The sequence below is a fragment of the Bradyrhizobium diversitatis genome, from assembly GCF_016031635.1.
GTDB lineage: Bacteria > Pseudomonadota > Alphaproteobacteria > Rhizobiales > Xanthobacteraceae > Bradyrhizobium > Bradyrhizobium diversitatis.
Window position 1 is genome coordinate 177,224 of sequence record NZ_JACEGD010000012.1, and the last position, 16,491, is coordinate 193,714.

Annotated in this window: 18 protein-coding genes and 1 tRNA gene; 11 read left to right on the forward strand and 8 right to left on the reverse strand. The window is 65.5% G+C overall.

All coding sequences use genetic code 11. From position 1 onward, the window contains the following. The first annotated feature begins 59 nt into the window (after positions 1 to 59). The 3 genes from H1B27_RS14940 to H1B27_RS14950 all read left to right on the forward strand — a co-directional run bounded on the left by H1B27_RS14940 (position 60) and on the right by H1B27_RS14950 (position 1,278). A complete protein-coding gene (locus tag H1B27_RS14940; RefSeq protein ID WP_061881153.1) occupies positions 60 to 689 on the forward strand; it encodes a Maf-like protein in 630 nt (209 codons plus the stop codon). Between the two features lie 144 nt (positions 690 to 833). Further along, positions 834 to 1,016, forward strand: coding sequence for a DNA gyrase inhibitor YacG (gene yacG, locus H1B27_RS14945; protein ID WP_061881152.1), 183 nt, complete (start codon positions 834 to 836; stop codon positions 1,014 to 1,016). A 186-nt stretch (positions 1,017 to 1,202) separates the two neighbouring features. Next, a tRNA-Phe gene (locus H1B27_RS14950) sits at positions 1,203 to 1,278 on the forward strand. A gap of 165 nt (positions 1,279 to 1,443) precedes the next feature. Here H1B27_RS14950 and H1B27_RS14955 read toward each other — a convergent pair. Both H1B27_RS14955 and H1B27_RS14960 read right to left on the reverse strand, forming a co-directional pair. Next, positions 1,444 to 1,863, reverse strand: coding sequence for a CBS domain-containing protein (locus H1B27_RS14955; protein WP_061881151.1), 420 nt, complete (start codon positions 1,861 to 1,863; stop codon positions 1,444 to 1,446). Positions 1,864 to 1,977: 114 nt separating this feature from the next. Further along, positions 1,978 to 2,448, reverse strand: coding sequence for an aminoacyl-tRNA deacylase (locus H1B27_RS14960; RefSeq protein ID WP_063816684.1), 471 nt, complete (start codon positions 2,446 to 2,448; stop codon positions 1,978 to 1,980). A gap of 658 nt (positions 2,449 to 3,106) precedes the next feature. On the opposite strand from H1B27_RS14960, the gene H1B27_RS14965 reads away from it, so the two are divergent. The 6 genes from H1B27_RS14965 to H1B27_RS14990 all read left to right on the forward strand — a co-directional run bounded on the left by H1B27_RS14965 (position 3,107) and on the right by H1B27_RS14990 (position 7,942). Next, positions 3,107 to 3,739, forward strand: coding sequence for a DUF1326 domain-containing protein (locus H1B27_RS14965; RefSeq protein WP_061881150.1), 633 nt, complete (start codon positions 3,107 to 3,109; stop codon positions 3,737 to 3,739). Positions 3,740 to 3,909: 170 nt separating this feature from the next. Further along, positions 3,910 to 4,644, forward strand: coding sequence for a DUF2182 domain-containing protein (locus tag H1B27_RS14970; RefSeq protein ID WP_311976947.1), 735 nt, complete (start codon positions 3,910 to 3,912; stop codon positions 4,642 to 4,644). Positions 4,645 to 4,840: 196 nt separating this feature from the next. Next, the gene (locus H1B27_RS14975) at positions 4,841 to 5,089 is read left to right on the forward strand and encodes a hypothetical protein (protein ID WP_061881148.1); all 249 of its coding nucleotides are present in this window, start codon (positions 4,841 to 4,843) and stop codon (positions 5,087 to 5,089) included. 169 nt (positions 5,090 to 5,258) lie between these two features. Continuing rightward, positions 5,259 to 5,936, forward strand: coding sequence for an FABP family protein (locus H1B27_RS14980; protein WP_197966568.1), 678 nt, complete (start codon positions 5,259 to 5,261; stop codon positions 5,934 to 5,936). A gap of 19 nt (positions 5,937 to 5,955) precedes the next feature. After that, entirely contained in the window at positions 5,956 to 6,663 is a 708-nt protein-coding gene (locus tag H1B27_RS14985) for a RibD family protein (protein WP_197966569.1), read from the forward strand. Positions 6,664 to 6,670: 7 nt separating this feature from the next. Continuing rightward, positions 6,671 to 7,942: a flavin monoamine oxidase family protein gene (locus tag H1B27_RS14990; protein WP_197966570.1), complete on the forward strand. Its 1,272-nt coding sequence runs from the start codon at positions 6,671 to 6,673 to the stop codon at positions 7,940 to 7,942. A gap of 33 nt (positions 7,943 to 7,975) precedes the next feature. On the opposite strand, the gene H1B27_RS14995 is transcribed toward H1B27_RS14990, so the two are convergent. Together H1B27_RS14995 and H1B27_RS15000 are read right to left on the reverse strand one after the other, a co-directional pair. Next, positions 7,976 to 8,290 carry a hypothetical protein gene (locus H1B27_RS14995; protein ID WP_197966571.1) on the reverse strand — a complete coding sequence of 105 codons (315 nt, stop codon included), beginning with the start codon at positions 8,288 to 8,290 and terminating at the stop codon, positions 7,976 to 7,978. Between the two features lie 322 nt (positions 8,291 to 8,612). After that, positions 8,613 to 8,960 carry a DUF3088 domain-containing protein gene (locus H1B27_RS15000; protein WP_197966572.1) on the reverse strand — a complete coding sequence of 116 codons (348 nt, stop codon included), beginning with the start codon at positions 8,958 to 8,960 and terminating at the stop codon, positions 8,613 to 8,615. Between the two features lie 111 nt (positions 8,961 to 9,071). Between H1B27_RS15000 and H1B27_RS15005 the strand changes: the two genes are divergently transcribed. Further along, positions 9,072 to 10,898, forward strand: a complete 1,827-nt coding sequence (locus H1B27_RS15005; protein WP_197966573.1) for an AMP-dependent synthetase/ligase — start codon at positions 9,072 to 9,074, stop codon at positions 10,896 to 10,898. Between the two features lie 76 nt (positions 10,899 to 10,974). Then, a complete protein-coding gene (locus tag H1B27_RS15010; RefSeq protein WP_197966574.1) occupies positions 10,975 to 12,552 on the forward strand; it encodes an oleate hydratase in 1,578 nt (525 codons plus the stop codon). Positions 12,553 to 12,555: 3 nt separating this feature from the next. On the opposite strand, the gene H1B27_RS15015 is transcribed toward H1B27_RS15010, so the two are convergent. From H1B27_RS15015 to H1B27_RS15030, 4 genes are all read right to left on the reverse strand, one after another. Further along, entirely contained in the window at positions 12,556 to 13,134 is a 579-nt protein-coding gene (locus H1B27_RS15015) for a hypothetical protein (protein ID WP_131871680.1), read from the reverse strand. A gap of 202 nt (positions 13,135 to 13,336) precedes the next feature. Next, complete coding sequence (locus H1B27_RS15020) at positions 13,337 to 14,650, reverse strand: tetratricopeptide repeat protein (protein WP_197966575.1); 1,314 nt, start codon at positions 14,648 to 14,650, stop codon at positions 13,337 to 13,339. A gap of 15 nt (positions 14,651 to 14,665) precedes the next feature. After that, on the reverse strand, positions 14,666 to 15,676 hold the full coding sequence (locus H1B27_RS15025) for an aldo/keto reductase (protein WP_197966576.1): 1,011 nt from the start codon (positions 15,674 to 15,676) through the stop codon (positions 14,666 to 14,668). Positions 15,677 to 16,008: 332 nt separating this feature from the next. Further along, on the reverse strand, positions 16,009 to 16,434 hold the full coding sequence (locus tag H1B27_RS15030) for a PaaI family thioesterase (RefSeq protein ID WP_197966577.1): 426 nt from the start codon (positions 16,432 to 16,434) through the stop codon (positions 16,009 to 16,011). Positions 16,435 to 16,491 lie beyond the last annotated feature (57 nt).

The window sequence follows — 16,491 nt, forward strand, 5'->3', positions numbered from 1 at the left end:
CCCCTTCCGATAGGTTCCGCGCGCAATTCACCCCTCCGCTTCATCCCGCAAATCACCTGATGCTCGGCCGCCCCAAATTCGTACTTGCCTCCGGTTCGCCGCGCCGCCTGTCGCTGCTCAACCAGGCCGGCATCGAGCCGGACGCGCTCCGGCCGGCCGACGTCGACGAGACGCCGAAGCGGGGCGAGCTGCCGCGCGCCTGCGCCAACCGCCTCGCCCGGGCCAAGGCCGATGCGGCGCTGAAATCGGTGCAACTGGACGACGAGCTGCGCGGCGCCTTCATCCTCTCGGCGGACACGGTGGTGGCGGTCGGTCGCCGCATCCTGCCCAAGGCCAATCTGGTGGATGAGGCCGCGCAGTGCCTGCGGCTGCTGTCGGGGCGCAACCACCGCGTCTACACCGCGATCTGCCTCGTCACGCCGCGCGAGGCGTTCCGCCAGCGCCTGGTCGAGACCCGCGTGCGCTTCAAGCGTCTCTCGGAGGACGACATCCAGGCCTATATCGGCTCAGGCGAATGGCGCGGCAAGGCCGGCGGCTACGCCGTGCAGGGCATCGCCGGCTCCTTCGTGGTGAAGATGGTGGGGTCCTACACCAACGTCGTCGGCCTGCCGCTCTATGAGACCACGACGCTGCTCGGCGGCGAAGGTTTTCCGATCCGCTTCGGCTGGCTCAACACCACGTCCGTGTGAGCGCCGATAAAAATCACGAAAACAACCCCATGCACAGTAGAATGGCCCGGCGGGGTCGCGGCGGCGGCGCATGTGCCGTTGCTGCAGGAACCCCTTTGCCGACGGGCGCTTGAACTTCCTCACCTCGTGTAAGCCGCGCACCCCATGGACGACCAGAACGAAAAGCCCGCCGGCCCGCTCAAGACCTGCCCGATCTGCGGCAAGCCGCAGGCGCAGGCCACCCGCCCGTTTTGCTCCTCGCGCTGCCGCGACGTCGATCTGAACCGCTGGCTGAAAGGCTCCTACGTCATCCCCGGCCGCGATGACGAAGTCGATGACGTTGAATAGATAAGTAATATCAATAAATTACAGGTATTGTCGCCACGCCGCGCGCAGGCGATGGTAGGACGGCCGCACCTTGTGCACAGCTGGGCCGAGCCCCGCGAAGCCAAAGGCGAAGCGTGGGTGGACAGGCCGCCCCGAGCCCACTATAAACCGCCCGCTCGATGGGCTTTGGCCCCTCTCTTGGAGCACGCCCAGGTAGCTCAGTTGGTAGAGCATGCGACTGAAAATCGCAGTGTCGGTGGTTCGATTCCGCCCCTGGGCACCATCTCGCCTCGGCGCCTAGGTTTGACCAGAACCGACTGCCGCTTGCCCCGGGCGGAGATGGCCGCCGAGTGCGGCGAAGGGAACGACGGTATGCCCGAGAGAACTCCGCGGGCCGCGGGGTCTGCGAGCGGTCCGACGAAGGTCCGGAATCGAAGCCGAAATTGCCTCAATGATGGGCCGACACGCCCTTGACGCACTGGGTCAGCAGATCAGCGGTGGCGGATTGACCGACATCACCCAGGCTGATCATGCCGACCATCCGCTTGCTCCTGTTGATGACAGGCAGCCTGCGGACCTTCAGCGTCTCCATGTGGTGCACGGCTTTCGCCAGATCGTCGTCTTCCCGGCAGCAATGGATGCCTTCGGTCATCACGTCCCGCGCCGTCATGCCCGCGGCGTTGAAGTCCTTGCGCGCAAGGCCTTTGCAGACGATGTCGCGATCAGTCACCATCCCGATCAAATGGTCGTCTTCGCCGATCGGAATGCAGCCGATGTCGTGCCCTCGCATCAACTTCGCGATCTCGGTGATCGGGGTGTCGGGGCTGACCCAATCGACGCCCTTGTGCATCACGTCCTTGACCTTCATGGAGGACCTCCCTTGCGAACGCAGCCCCCGCGATGTGACTATACAACGAACCGGGCGCAACCGCACGCGTCGCCGCGACCGGCGTGCCGGGAATCATCCTGCTGTCATGCCGCGTCAGTCGTGCACACTGAAGCGTCCATGCGGTGCACTGGCCGTCAGGCGCGCGAACTGCGCATGGGTGAGCTGAAGCAGCGTCTCGTGATCGCCGGCTTCGATATAGACCTGAGGCTGGGCGCTGATGCTGTCGTCGACGACGAGATCGAGCCCGTAGCACCGGCCGACCGCCGGAACGGCTCCGTGCGCGCAGTCCGCGAACAGCCGGTTGATCTCGGTCTCGTTGGCCATCACGAGATCCTCGCCGAGCCTCTCCTTCAAGTCCGGCAGGTTGAGATGGTGCGATGCCGGCACGACCGCGAGCATATAGCCGCCGTCATGCCGCAGCACGACGGCCTTGGCGAGATGATCGCCCGAGATGTGGCAGGCCTGCGCCGTGCGCGCGGACGACATGGTGAGAGCGTGCGGGATCTCGGCGTACTCGATGTTCTCCGCAGCCAGATATCGGTGCAATGTGGGGGCAATGGTCATGGCGTAGCCTTTCGGATGGGTGTGCGAGCCATCCACCGTGAGGCTGCCCCCGCCGCACGATGGGCGGCCGCGTGATTGCCGGGCTGCAGCATAGGCCTTGCCCTCGGATGCCGCAATCAGAGCGTTTTCCAGCGAAGTGGAGCACCGGTTCGCGTGAAGGATCTGGAGCCCGGTTCCTGGCGCCTGTGCACCGGCGTTGCGCCAGCGCCATCCATGCACGTCGCCCGCTGCACGGACTCTTTTGGCAGGGATGGTTCGGTGCATGACGATGGACGAGGCCAACCCCCACACCTCTGGAAAGCGCTCGACGGCGCTGCGGCCATGGCTGGGCGGCAGTTCGTTGATGGCTGATTTCGTAGATATTTCAATTATATGAGGGATCGTAATCTGATCCTGACTGGCGCACCATTTCCGCGACGTCGAACGTCCCCGAGATGTGGCTGCCGCCGAGCCACTACCCTCGTTCGCTATACGAGCCCGGCTGCGCCTGATATGATCCCAGGACGGTAAACGGCAGCTCGCCACCATACTTGATTTGCGATGCCGGCCTTCTGATCGGACCTCGATCCCGCTCGCGCCTGTTCGCATTGCTTCGACAACAACGCTGAACAAATTCGTCAACGGCTGCCGCGTCCTCGCTCACATTTGGAGATGTGCCATGGCTGCATCGGACTGGCGTCTCGAAGGCGAATGGATGAAGAACTGCAATTGCGCGTTTGGCTGCCCCTGCGATTTCAACGCGCTACCGACCCTCGGTTATTGCAAGGGCATGGTCGGCATGCGGATCACGACGGGGCATTTTGAGGGCGTCAAGCTCGATGGACTTTGTTTTGCGGTCGTGGTGGATTTCCCCGGCGCGCTGCATCAAGGCAACGGCAAGATGCAGCCCATCGTCGACGAACGCGCCACACCGGAGCAGCGACAGGCGCTGTTCAACATCCTGTCGGGCAAGCATTCGGCCGAGGGCACGCTGTTCCACATCTTCAGCCTGATCGTGACGACCATTCACGATCCGATCTTCGCGCCGTTCGAATTTTCCTTCGACAAGGATGGCCGTGTCGCAAAACTCGTCGCCGGCAACGTGCTCGGGACCGAGGTGGAGCCGATCAAGAATCCGGTGACCGGTGCGCCACATCGAGTTCAAGTGGTCATGCCCGAGGGCTTCGAGCACAGGGCTGCCGAGATCGCGTCCGCCAACATTCGCTCGACCGGCGCGATCCCGTTCGAGACCCGGGGCACGCACAGCTCGCTCGCCAATGTCGTGCAGACGCCCGAGGGCGTTGCGGCGTGATGCGGCGCCGACATCGGGGCTGCAGCTTCGGTGTCAGCTCGTCATCTTCCGGAGAGCGCGATACGCGCGTCGCGACGGATGAAGGTCGGGACCTGGGATTCGTCACTGCGCCGGCGGATTAACCTATGCACGGGCGTGCGATACTGGAACATGTGCTCCACCGCGATCGCTTGATCGTCGCGATCGGGACCGCCGCCGTGGCGGCGCTGGCCTGGGCCTATCTCGCGGGCGGCGCCGGCATGGACACCGACATGATGGCCGAGATGCCGGACATGGCGCCAATGCCGTGGACGCTGCGCTCTGCCGTGCTGCTGTTCGCGATGTGGTGGGTGATGATGATCGCGATGATGGCGCCGAGCGCGGGGCCCACCGTCCTCTTGTATGCGACGATCAGGCACAAGGACGAGACGGCATCCCGCGCGGCAATCGATGCCTGGATCTTTCTCGCCGGATACCTCGTGACATGGGCTGGGTTCAGCCTCGCTGCCGTTCTGGCACAATGGGCACTTGAACGCTTTGGCCTCCTGTCGATGGCGATGGCAAGCACCAGCGCGGTTCTGGGCGGCGTCATCTTGCTAGCCGCGGGACTCTACCAGTTCACGCCGCTCAAGCGCGCCTGCCTGCGGTACTGCGAGAGCCCGCTGTTGTTTCTCAGCCGGCATTGGCGGCCCGGCACGCGCGGGGCATTCCGCATGGGGCTGCGCCACGGCAGCTACTGCGTCGGCTGCTGTTGGTTTCTGATGGCCTTGCTGTTTGTCGGCGGCGTCATGAACCTGGTCTGGATCATCGGCCTCATGCTCTATGTCGCCGGCGAGAAGCTGCTGCCGTTCGGCCGAAGATTGAGCTATGCGGCAGGCGGGATCCTCATCCTGTCCGGGGCGATCGTTATTGCGCGCGCGGTGTGAGGCCCGAAACTGCGGGGACCGCTCGGATACCGCCTCCCAACATGCCGGAAAACCGAACGACGGAGCCTTGCCCAACCGGAACTTGAGGTTGTCCTGCTTATGAATGCGATCGCTCCCCCCATCCTGGCACTCCGCTTGCTCAGTCAGGAGCCAAGCCAAGGTCTCGGCAAGAGATCGTTTCAGGTTGAGGCAAGCGATGCAGAAAATGTCCCGTTCTGGTGCTGCCGGTGAACTCCGGCTCGATGCGTTGATCGCGGATCTGAGGTGGCGTGTTCGGCTCCTGAACACCGACATCCTCGAGGAGGAGACTCGGGCCCGGGTGTCCGACGTGCACCAGCCGACATATTCGCTGCTCGCGCTCAACCTTCGCGCGCGACGCGACAACCTTGTGTCGACGATCGACGTGCTCGAGCAGCGCGCGAAATCAATGTCGGAAGCGGCCTGAGAGCAGTCCGTGGACCGACGGCCGCGCTCCGTCGCAGGCTGCCGGCGCACGGGATGCAACGAGCATCGTCGCATGGCTCGAATGCCTCCGGCGCTTGTCGGGGCATGAGTTGAATTCACGCCGCGCCTGGCTGTGATATTGCTGGCCTCCGCAATCCCGCGAGGCCCTCATGCTCCCCATTCCCGCCGATATCTTCACCGAGCCTGAGGACGTCTCGCCCGACGGCCTTGCCAATCTCGGCCCGCTGCGGCGGCTCGCCGGTACCTGGCAGGCGGACAAGGGCATCGACATCAATCCGAAGGCGGAAGGGCCGGAGCGGCGAACCTTCATCGAGCGCATCCGCATGGACCCGATCGATCCGCAGGCCAACGGGCCGCAGCTGCTGTACGGTCTGCGCTATCACATCCACATCAACACGCCCGAGGAAGACATCACCTTCCACGACCAGGTCGGCTATTGGCTGTGGGAGCCCGCGACCGGGCTGATCATGCAGACGCTGGCGATCCCGCGCGGCCAGGTGCTGCTGGCCTCGGGCAAGGCCGGGCCGGATGACAGGACAATCACGGTCACCGCCAAACGCGGCGACACCGCTTACGGGATCTGCTCGACCGACTTCCTGGAACAAGCTTTCCGCACCGATGCCTACCGCTGCGACATCACCTTCAACGACGACGGCAGCTGGACCTATCTGATCCAGACCGACTTGTTCGTGCGCGGCGCGCCGTTCAATCATCGCGACACCAACACGCTCCAGCTCGTCGCACCGCCAAAGCTCAATCCGCTGGCGCTGATCGCGAGCGATCGCGCCAAGGAGAATGCAGCAGCCGGCGGTGGATCCGCGGCCTGAGCGCTATCCGGAGAATTGCATGAAGCCGTATGTCATCTGTCTGATGCACTCCAGCCTCGACGGCCGCACGCATCCGAGCCGCTGGCGTCCGAAGGGGGCAGGCACGGATTGGTTCGAGAAGATCCATGACGAACTCGGCGGCGATGCCTGGGTGATCGGCCGCGTCACCGGGGCGGAGTTCGCCAAGGGCAAGCCTTATCCCACGACGGACGCGACATTCCCGCGCGAAAGCTGGTTTGCGCGGCGCGATGCGAAGACCTATGGCGTGGTGCTCGATGCACAGGGCAAGATCGGCTGGGGGCGCTCGGACATCGGCGGCGACCCGATCGTCGTCGTGCTGACCGAGCGTGTGCCGGATTCGCATCTCGCCGGCCTTCGCGGCGAGGGCGTGTCCTACATCTTTGCCGGCAAGTCCGAGATCGACCTTGGGCTGACGCTGGACATCCTCGCCCGCGAGCTGGGCGTGAAGCGTCTGCTGGTGGAGGGCGGCGGCGTCGCCAACGGCGCGTTCCTGCGCGCCGGTCTGATCGACGAGTTCAACCTGATCCTCAGCCCCGCAATCGACGGCGCAAGGGGCGCACCCTTCGTGTTCGATTCGACAGAGGCGGACGGCGACCGGCCTGCGCCGATCATCGCGATGACGCTGGAGAGCACGCGCGAGCTCGGCGGCGGCGTCCTGCTGCTGCGATATCTGATCAAGAACGACCCTCAGGCAGCGAGCCGGTAAGCGCGGCATGTCCGATCCATCCGAGCACATCGTCATTGTCGGCGCCGGCGCGGCCGGCCTGATGGCGGCGCGCGAATTGGCGCGTGCCGGCCGGAAGGTGACGATCCTGGAGGCACGCCAGCGCTGTGGCGGCCGCATTCATCCGCTGCCGGCCTCGGAGTTCGGCTATCGCGCCGATGGCGGCGCTGAATTCGTTCATGGCGAGGCGCCGGTCACGCGCGCACTCCTGCGCGACGCCGGGCTGTCCCTTCAGGAGATCGAAGGCGAGCAGTGGAGCTTTGACGGGACGAGGCTCGCGCGCGAGGATCGCCGCGATCTCCATGAGGCAGAGCTTCAAGCCACGCTACGGGGCTTGAAGGACGATCTCGTGGTCGCCGACTTCCTGCGCCGGCATTTTGCCGGGGACGACTATGCGCCGATGCGCCGTTCGATCGAACGGATGGTCGAGGGTTATGATGCGGCCGACCCCGAGCGCGCGTCCACGCTGGCGTTGCGCGCGGAATGGATGGATGGCGGACACGCTCCGCTGGCGCGGATCGACGGCGGATACGGCGCCATGATCGATGTGCTGGCGGCCGACTGCCGCAGGCACGGCGCGACCATCCGCCTCGGCACTGTCGTGTCGGCCCTCGCGGAGGAGGGCGGCGCGGTGACCGTTCGCTGCGCCGGCGGCGATGTGCACGCCTGCGATCGCGTGATCCTCACCGTGCCGCTGCCGCTGCTGCGCGAGATCGCGCTGCCGGCGGAGGCGCGCGCGAAGCTTGCCGCTGCCGACGACATCGGCTTCGGCAATGTCATCAAGATCCTGCTGCGCTTCACACGGCCATGGTGGCGCGAGCGCAAGGAAAATCTCGCGGACATGACCTTCCTCTTGTCCGACCAGGTGATCCCGGTGTGGTGGACGCGCTATCCGGACCAGCAGCCCGTGCTCACGGGCTGGTTCGGCGGCCCGCGCACGGCGGAGCTGGAAGGCCTCGATCCGCAAGGGCTGATCGATGCCGGGCTCAGCTCGCTCGTCGCCGTGCTCGGCCTGCCGCGCGATGATATCGCGCGCGAGCTCGTGGCGGCGGCTGCAATCAACTGGGCGCATGATCGCTTCGCGCGCGGCGCCTATTCCTGGGCGACGCCGCGGACGCGGGAGGCACAAGCGATCCTCGCACGTGCCGACGGGCGCGTGCTGTTTTCGGGTGAAGCGCTCTATCGCGGCCGCGACATGGGCACGGTCGAGGCAGCGCTGGCGAGTGGGTTGGAGACGGCGGAGAGAATCTTGCAGGGATAACGGAAAGGCCCGCATCTCTCCGGGCCTTTTGTCTTACCAGCGTCCGCCGCCGAAGCTGAACGTCACGCCGGGGCCGCCGCCGTAATAGCCGTACGGTCCGCCGCCGTAATAGCCGTGGTGCCGCGGATAGTAGCCGTAGCTTCTGTAATGGGGCCGGTAGTGGCCGTGATGATGCCGCCAGTGATGATGGTGACCGTGCCAGCGATGGTGCCTGCGGTGCGCGCTGATGTCGGTGGTCCGGCTTTCCTGCGCGGTCTGTTTAGCGCTCACGCTGCCCGCCGCGTTGGCCGCCGATCCGCCGGCGAACGCCGCAGCACCGAGGGCGATCGCGGCAATGAGATACTTCATGTCGTCACTCCAGTTGAATGTCGTGCGACAACACATGAGCATCCAGCGCGTTCCCGCCAGTGCAGGCGTCGAAACGACGCAGATGTGAGTTCCGATTAACGCGCGTTAACGTGTGGGAATGTTTGAACGCCACGCGTTCTATTGTCGCATGACGATGCGTCGCCTCGCTATCGCCCGGATGTCAGGCGGTTGAACGATGCGATCGCGTCATCTGTGGTGACCATGATCTGTGGTGACCATGCGAATCCGCCGGCGAGGCTCGACGACGTCATCGCATCGATCTCTTCTGCAGAATGCGCTCCATCCCGGTCCCCGGACATCTTCACGGATGCGGATCGGGAAAGCGGTGGCGCTCGGAGAGCGCGGCGAGGATCGCGTCCTTGTCGGCGATGAAGGCGCGGCCATGATGGATGCCGGTCTGGTGCGGCGAAGTCGCTCCAGTCGCGAGCACGAGCAGCGGCAGCGATTGGTTCTCCTCGCCGACCAGCGCGATCACGGCTTGCCGCGGTAGCGGCCAGGGGATCCGCTCGACGTCGAGCTTTTCGGCGAGCGCCGGAAACGAGGCCAGCACGCCCTCGATCAGCGCGCAATGCCAGCAATAGAACCTGCGATTCGGAAAGGCCGGATCCTCGAAACCAGGACGCAGCAGAAACAGGCGGTCGCGCGTCATGGGGTCGCTCCGAAGCATGGCCGCCTTGCTGAGGATCAAGGCGGCGCGGTCTGGCCGGCCTAGTGTCGAGGCCCCAAATCGTTGGGGATCGATAGAGTTAAGAAGGACGCCATGCCGGGGCCGATCAGTCAACCGCACTCACTCGCCGACGTGACGACATTGCCGGAGCTCTTGCGCTGGCGCGTCCGTGCGACGCCGGCGGCGGAGGCCTATCGCCATTTTGACGGCGCTGCCGGACGCTGGGTCAGCCAGTCCTGGCAGGAAATCGATGCGGAATTCGAGCGCTGGCGGCGGGCGCTGGCCACGGAGGGCTTTGCGGCCGGCGAGCGCGTTGCCATCCTGATGCCCAACGGCGTTGCGCATGTCGCGATGGACCAGGCGGCGCTGTCGCGCGGGCTCGTTCCGGTGCCGATGCATGCCGTCGACAACCCCGACAGCATCGCCTACATCCTCGCCGATTCCGGTGCGCTGCTGCTGTTCGTGGATACGCTGTCGCGCTGGCAGGCGATCACCGCCACTGGTCAGCCGCTCGACCATCTCAAGCGCATCGTCTGCGCGGATCCGGCGGGGCTCAGTGCTGCTGATGCCCGTATCGTCGCGCTCGACCGCTGGCTTGCGGAGCCTCGAAGCGTCAGCGCGCCGCTGGCTGACGTCGTGGTCGAGCCCGATGATCTTGCCGCCATCGTCTACACTTCGGGCACGACCGGCCGGCCCAAGGGCGTGATGCTGTCACATGGTAACATCGTCGCCAACGTGAAGGCCGTCGCGCAGCGCATCGCGGCCGTGCCCAACGACGTCTTCCTGTCCTTCCTGCCGCTCTCGCACACCTTCGAGCGTACCGGCGGCTATTATTATCCGATCGCGGTGGGGGCCTGCGTCGCCTATGCGCGCTCGGTGCCGCAACTCGCGGAAGACCTGAAAATGGTACGGCCGACGGTGCTGGTCTCCGTGCCCCGCATCTATGAGCGCGTCTACGCCCTGATCATGCAACATCGCGCGGCGGCCGGCGGCGCAGAACGCAGGCTGCTCGATCTCGCGCTTGCCGTCGGCGGCCGGCGCTTCGATGCGCGGCAGGGTCGCGGCTCGCAGGCGCTGTTCGACCGGCTTGCCTGGCCGCTCCTGAAGCGTTTCGTCGTCGACAAGGTGCTGGCCCAGTTCGGCGGACGCCTGCGCGTTGCTGTCTCCGGCGGCGCTCCGATTGCCGAGCCGGTCATCCGCCTGTTTCTCGCGCTCGGGCTCGACGTTCTTCAGGGCTACGGCATGACTGAGACCTCGCCGGTCGTTTCCGTCAATACGCCCGACGACAACGATCCGTCCTCGGTCGGCCGTGTCCTGGACGGTCTGGAAGTCAGGCTCGGCGAGCTCGACGAGCTGCTCGTTCGCGGGCCGAGCGTGATGCTCGGCTACTGGCACAAGCCGGAGGAGACGCGCAAGGTCAAGCAGGCCGATGGCTGGCTGCACACCGGCGATCAGGCCCGCATCGAGAACGGGCGCATCACCATCACCGGCCGCATCAAGGACATCCTGGTCACTTCGACCGGCGAGAAGATCGCGCCGGTGGATCTGGAGACCGCCATCCTCGCCGATCCCCTGTTCGAGCAGGTGTTGGTGATCGGCGAACAGCGGCCGTTCCTCGCCGCGCTGGTCGTGCTGAATGCAAAAGCCTGGGTGCAGGAAAAAGAAAGGCTCGCGGCGAGCGGCAAGCAAGGCGCTGCGGCGGAGCGGGCCGTGCTGCTGGCCAGAATTGCGGCGGCGGTGAAGGCCTATCCGTCCTACGCGACGCCGCGCGCGGTATGGTGGACGCTGGATCCGTGGACCATTGCCGGCGGCCTGCTCACGCCGACGCTGAAGAACAAGCGCCCCGCGCTCGAGCGCCGCTTCGCCGCCGAGATCGAGCAGATCTACGCCAGGAAGCCGGCGACGATAACGTCGACGTGATTTCGCCTCCGGTCGCCCTTGATCCAGCGCAACTTCGGTCGCCGCGGCGCGATGCAATGTCGAAGCGACACTGGAAATGCAATCGAGGCAGGTCATGAAGGCGTATTTCATCGGCGGTGGCATTGGATCGCTCGCAGGCGCGGCGTTCCTCGTTCGCGATGCGCAGCTGCCGGGGCGCGACATCGTGATCTACGAGACGCAGCCGCTGGTCGGCGGCAGCCTCGACGGCGCGCAGCTCGCGAACGGCGCCTATTCGCTGCGCGGCGGGCGAATGCTCACCACCGACCATTACGAATGCACCTGGGATCTGCTCTCGAGTATTCCCTCGCTCGAACATCCCGGCCTCAGCGTGCGCGACGAGACCATCGCCTTCAACGAAGAGAACCCGGCGCATTCCCGCGCGCGGCTGGTCGACCGCAACCGCTTCAAGGTCGACGTCTCGCATATGGGTTTTTCCGCGCGCGACCGGATCGAGCTGCTGCGGCTCACCGAAGCTTCGGAGGAGACGCTCGGCAATAGCCGCATCACCGACTGGCTGTCGCCCGGATTCTTCGAGTCCAATTTCTGGTACATGTGGCAGACCACCTTCGCCTTCCAGCCCTGGCACAGCGCGGTCGAGCTGAAGCGGTATCTGCACCGCTTCATGAGCGAGTTTCCGCGGATCGAGACGCTCGGCGGCGTCAAGCGCACCGTCTACAATCAGTATGACGCGATCGTGCGGCCGCTCGCCGACTGGCTCAAGCGCCAGGGCGTGCAGTTCGTGCGCGGCACGCGCGTCACCGAGATGGCGTTCGAGGCCGACGGCGCGCGCTTGCGCGTGCATCAGCTCACGCTCGACCGCGACAGCCGCACCGCCAACGTCCGGGTCGAAGACGGCGATCTCGTTTTCTTCCAGAACGGCTCGATGACGGACGCCTCGAGCCTGGGCACGATGACCGAGCCCCCGCCGCGCCTGACCAAGGCCGACAGTCAGGGCTGGGCGCTGTGGGAGACGATCGCGCAAGGACATCCCGAATTCGGCAATCCGTCCGCGTTCAACAGTTCGATCCCCGAATCCTATTGGCTGTCCTTCACCGTCACCTGCCGCGATCCACGGTTCTTCGACCGGATGGAAGCGTTCTCCGGCAACAGGGCCGGCACCGGTGGTCTCGTCACGTTCAAGGACTCCAACTGGCTGATGTCGGTCGTGCTCTATCACCAGCCGCATTTCACGGGCCAGCCGAAGAATGTGCAGGTGTTCTGGGGTTATGCGCTGCATCCCGACCGCATCGGCAATTTCGTGGCAAAGCCGATGTCGGATTGCGGCGGCGCCGACATCCTGAAGGAGCTCTGCGGTCACCTGAACTTCGATCCCGCCGTGTTCGAGGATGCGATCTGCATTCCCTGCCGCATGCCTTACATCACCAGCATGTTCATGCCGCGCAAGGCGGCCGACCGGCCGCCGCCGGTGCCCGAAAATTCCGTCAATCTCGCCTTCGTCAGCCAGTTCGTCGAGATCCCCGATGACGTCGTGTTCACCGTCGAATATTCGGTGCGTGCGGCGCAGACGGCGGTCTATCGGCTCATGAAGATCGATCGCCCGGTGCCGCCGGTGACGCGGCACGACAAGTCGCTTGCCGTGATCTTCGCGACGCTGGAGAAGGCGTTCGCGTGATGGCTATTTGAACGGGTCCTGGATCGACGGTGCCGACTGGCGGATGCGGCGCACGCTGACCGGCGAGCCGTCGGAGACGAACACGAGCTCGTATTTCCGGCCCTGGTTGTCGGTCGCCGAGCAGGTGACGTCGTTCACCTTCCGGGCGGCGAAATTGCCGGTCTGGCGGCAGACACCGGTGGAGGTCTGCTCGGCCGGCACCGGCAGGCCGTCGACCCTGGGCCGGTCCTTTGAGTTCAGCAGCATGCGGTCGATCGGCAGCTCGTAGGAATTGTCGTCGGCGCGCTTGCCGTTCTCCCCGGAAAACGACACGACGTGGCTGTCATCGGACGGATTGTCGACAGCGACCGCGAAATTGACCCGGCCCCTGTCGCCATGGGCGTAGGCCACCGTCTTGCAGGCATAGGTACGGCCTGCGACCTTGAACGTCTTGCAGTGGCCGGAGATCAGCGCCAGGAGGTCGATAAAGGCGTTCTGCTGCGGCTGCGGATTGTTGACCGGAATGGGTCCAGAAGTCTCGGCAAAACAAGGGCTTGCCAAGACCATGATCAGGGCGGCGAGGACCGGTCGGCAGAGGCGCATCGTCGGGCTCGTGTGCCAGGGGGCCGTGGCGGCGGACAAGGTCCGTCCAACAACCATCGAACCGCAAAATGGTTGCGATCCCGTTCGCTCCGCAATTCCCGCCTGGAATACCACCGCGTCACCCCCGACGGCGCTTTGCCCAAATTGCCCAACCCGAATGGCCAGCACATGCCATCAGGGCAGTGTTTTTTTCGTGGCGGAGCTAGCCTGTCGCCGCCTGCCAGCGCGCATCCCGAAGTGAGGGCCGGCGGTGCAGGCGGGCATCCAGCAGGGCGCGGGCGCGGCGCAGCTCGCCGCTGCGCATGAGCGCGACGATAAAGGTGTCTTCGATCAGCTCGCGCTGGGCATGGCTGCCGCCGATGCGCACGACCTCGCCGAGGACCGGCGCGAGCACCTGGACGCAAGTCCGATAATCCTCATCGGCGAAAGCCAGGAGCGCGCGGCAGATTGCCGGTACCACGGGACCGGCGGGCAGCTTGCCGTCGGCGAGCCGCTGCTCGATCGCCCCAAGGCGCGCGGCGAGCGCCTCGCGGTTTTGCGTGGCGGCCGCGAACAGCGCCATGTGGACGTCGGCAAAGGACAGGCTCGACTTCGGAAACAGCTTTTGCGCGGCGGCGTCAGCCTCGCGCCACAGCGCTTTCGGCACGGCATGGCCGTAGGCAGACAGGCGCCAGAGCAGCGAGGCGCTGTCGGTGACGACGTTGAGCGGCGGCGCCTGCGTGGCGGAGGGCTGGAGCACGTCGGCATAGATCGACAGCGCCCGCGCCGCATCGCCATGCTCGAGCGCGCCGAGCGCCTGGTGCCAGCGGATATGGCTGTGCAGGATTCCGGCGCGGTCGTAAGTGGGGATCCATTCGTCGACGAGGCGGTCGGCCGCATCGATCGAGCCGTCCTCGAACATCGCATGCAGCGCCGCGTGCACGGCGTGGGCGTTCTGCCGGCGCAGATTGAAGCCACGCTCGGTGACGGCGCGGCCGCGGGCGACGTCGCCATTCTCCGTCATCGCCCAGCCGGACATGGTGAGGAACCACCAGTCCTCGCCATAATGCCGCGCGACGCGCTCGCAGAGCTCGTGCCGGGCGCGATCGTGGTCGGCCATGCCGGAGAAGGCGAACAGGCCGAACGCGCCGAGCGGCAGCGACAGCACCACGGCGTCGCGTGGCCATGCGTCGATGTGCTTCAGCGTCGATGCGATGGCCTCGGGCAGCCGGCCCTCGATCGCGAGCGCCAGCGTCTCGACATGCGAGCGTTCGCGCTCGGTGCCGCGCTTGGCCACGAGCTCGCGCGCGAGCGTCGCCTTCTGCCGCGCGAGATCGCCCTGCTGGTAGAAGGCATGCACGCGGGCGCGGGCGATATGGGCCAGCGCGAAATCCGGGTCAGTCGCAATCGCGCGCTCCAAAGTCTCCGCCGTGCCGGTCCAGCCCGCGAGCATGAGGTCGACGCCTTCGCGATAGGCGGCCGCCGCCTCGTGCGAGGTGGTGGAGAGCGGCAGGCCGTAGCGGTCTTCAAGCGCCATCGTCGTCTCCCGTTCTCAGGCCGTCCGCGCGCGACGGCCCTCGATCGGATAGGCGGGGTCGTTGTAGCCCGGCGTCGAGGGATGGCCCGGCGTCACCAGCCGGTCGACCAGCGCCTCGTCCTCCGCGGTGAAGGAGTAATCGAGCGCGCTGATGTAGCCGTCCCATTGCTCCTCGGTGCGGGGACCGGCAATCACCGACGAGACGAAGGCGGAGTTCAGCACCCAGGCGACCGCGAACTGTCCGGCGGTGATGCCCTTCTTCTCCGCGTGAGTCTTGATCTCCTGCGCGAGGCGCAGCGATTCCGGCCGCCATTCGGTCTGCATCATGCGGGTGTCGTTGCGGCCTGCGCGCGTCTCCTTGTCGGGGGCTGCATCCGGCTTGTACTTGCCGGTGAGCACCCCGCGCGCCAAGGGGCTATAGGGCACGATGCCGAGATCGTAATAGGAACAGGCCGGGAAGTGCTCGACCTCCGGCATGCGGTTCATGGCGTTGTAGTAAGGCTGGCTCACCGCGGGTCGATCGATGCCGAGCCGGTCGCAGATGTTGCAGATCTCGGCGACGCGCCAGGCGCGGTAGTTGGAGACGCCGAAATAGCACACCTTGCCCGCGCGGATCAGGTCACCCATCGCGCGCACCGTCTCTTCCAGCGGAGTCGCGTGGTCTTCCTTGTGCAAATAGTAGATGTCGATGTGATCGGTGCCGAGCCGCTTCAGGCTCTCGTCGGCCGCCTGCAACACCCAACGCCGCGACAGCCCGCCGCGATTGGGATCGTCGCCCATGGGATTGGCGAGTTTTGTCGCGAGCACCCAGGCGTTGCGATTGCTGGCGATGGCGCGGCCGACAACTTCTTCGGAGCCACCTTTCGAATAGGCATCCGCCGAGTCGATGAAGTTGATCCCGGCGCCGTGCGCCTTGTCGATGATCCGTTTTGACGTGGCTTCATCCGTCGGTCCGCCGAACATCATGGTGCCCAGGCAAATCGGCGACACTTTCAGGCCAGTCCGGCCGAGCTGACGGTATTGCATGGGCTATCCTTGCTGCTTCTTCGTGAGAGCAGCATAGCCAGCAACGCCCGTCATTGCGAGCGCAGCGAAGCAATCCAGAGATGTGTCCGTGGAGGGATTCTGGATTGGTTCGCTGCGCTCGCAATGACGAGGTGAGGAAGGCAGCCCGATTTCCTCGCGTCGTCCCGGACAAGCGGAGCGCAGATCCGGGACCCATAACCACAGGGAGTTGTTTGGCGAAGACTCGGAGTGACCTGTCTCGCGCTATATCTACTCCCTGGGGTTATGGGTCCCCGCGTGCGCGGGGACGACAGCGGAGTGTTTGGCGACAGCGGGGGCTGCCTAACTTATGCCTACGCCGGCCCCTTCAATATCTTGAACACGCCATTCGCCATCACGACGCAACGATCGTCCACGCTGACCTCGGTGCTCATGAAAATCAGGCTGCGGGTCGAGCGTACCACGCGCGGGCGGGAGATCAGGATGTCGCCGATCTGGCCGGCCTCGACGAAGTGGGTGTCGAGCTGCACCGTCGCCAGATATTCCTTGCCGGAGACATAGCGGGCCGTCATGCCGCAGGTGCGGTCGGCGAAGGTCATCATCACGCCGCCCTGGACCATGCCACGGCGATTGTGGTGCTTGTCCTCTGTCGCGAGTGCGAATTCGTAATGGCCGTCGACCTTGCGCTCCCACAAGGGGCCGATCAGGTGCAGGAAGCCCGTGGTCTGCAGGATGCTCCAGCCGTCTGATTTCAGCCTTGCGGCGGCCTTGGTGGTCATGTCGTCGTCCGTTCCTGCGTGGGCCTTGCGAGCGCATTTCATCGGGGCCGGACGTGG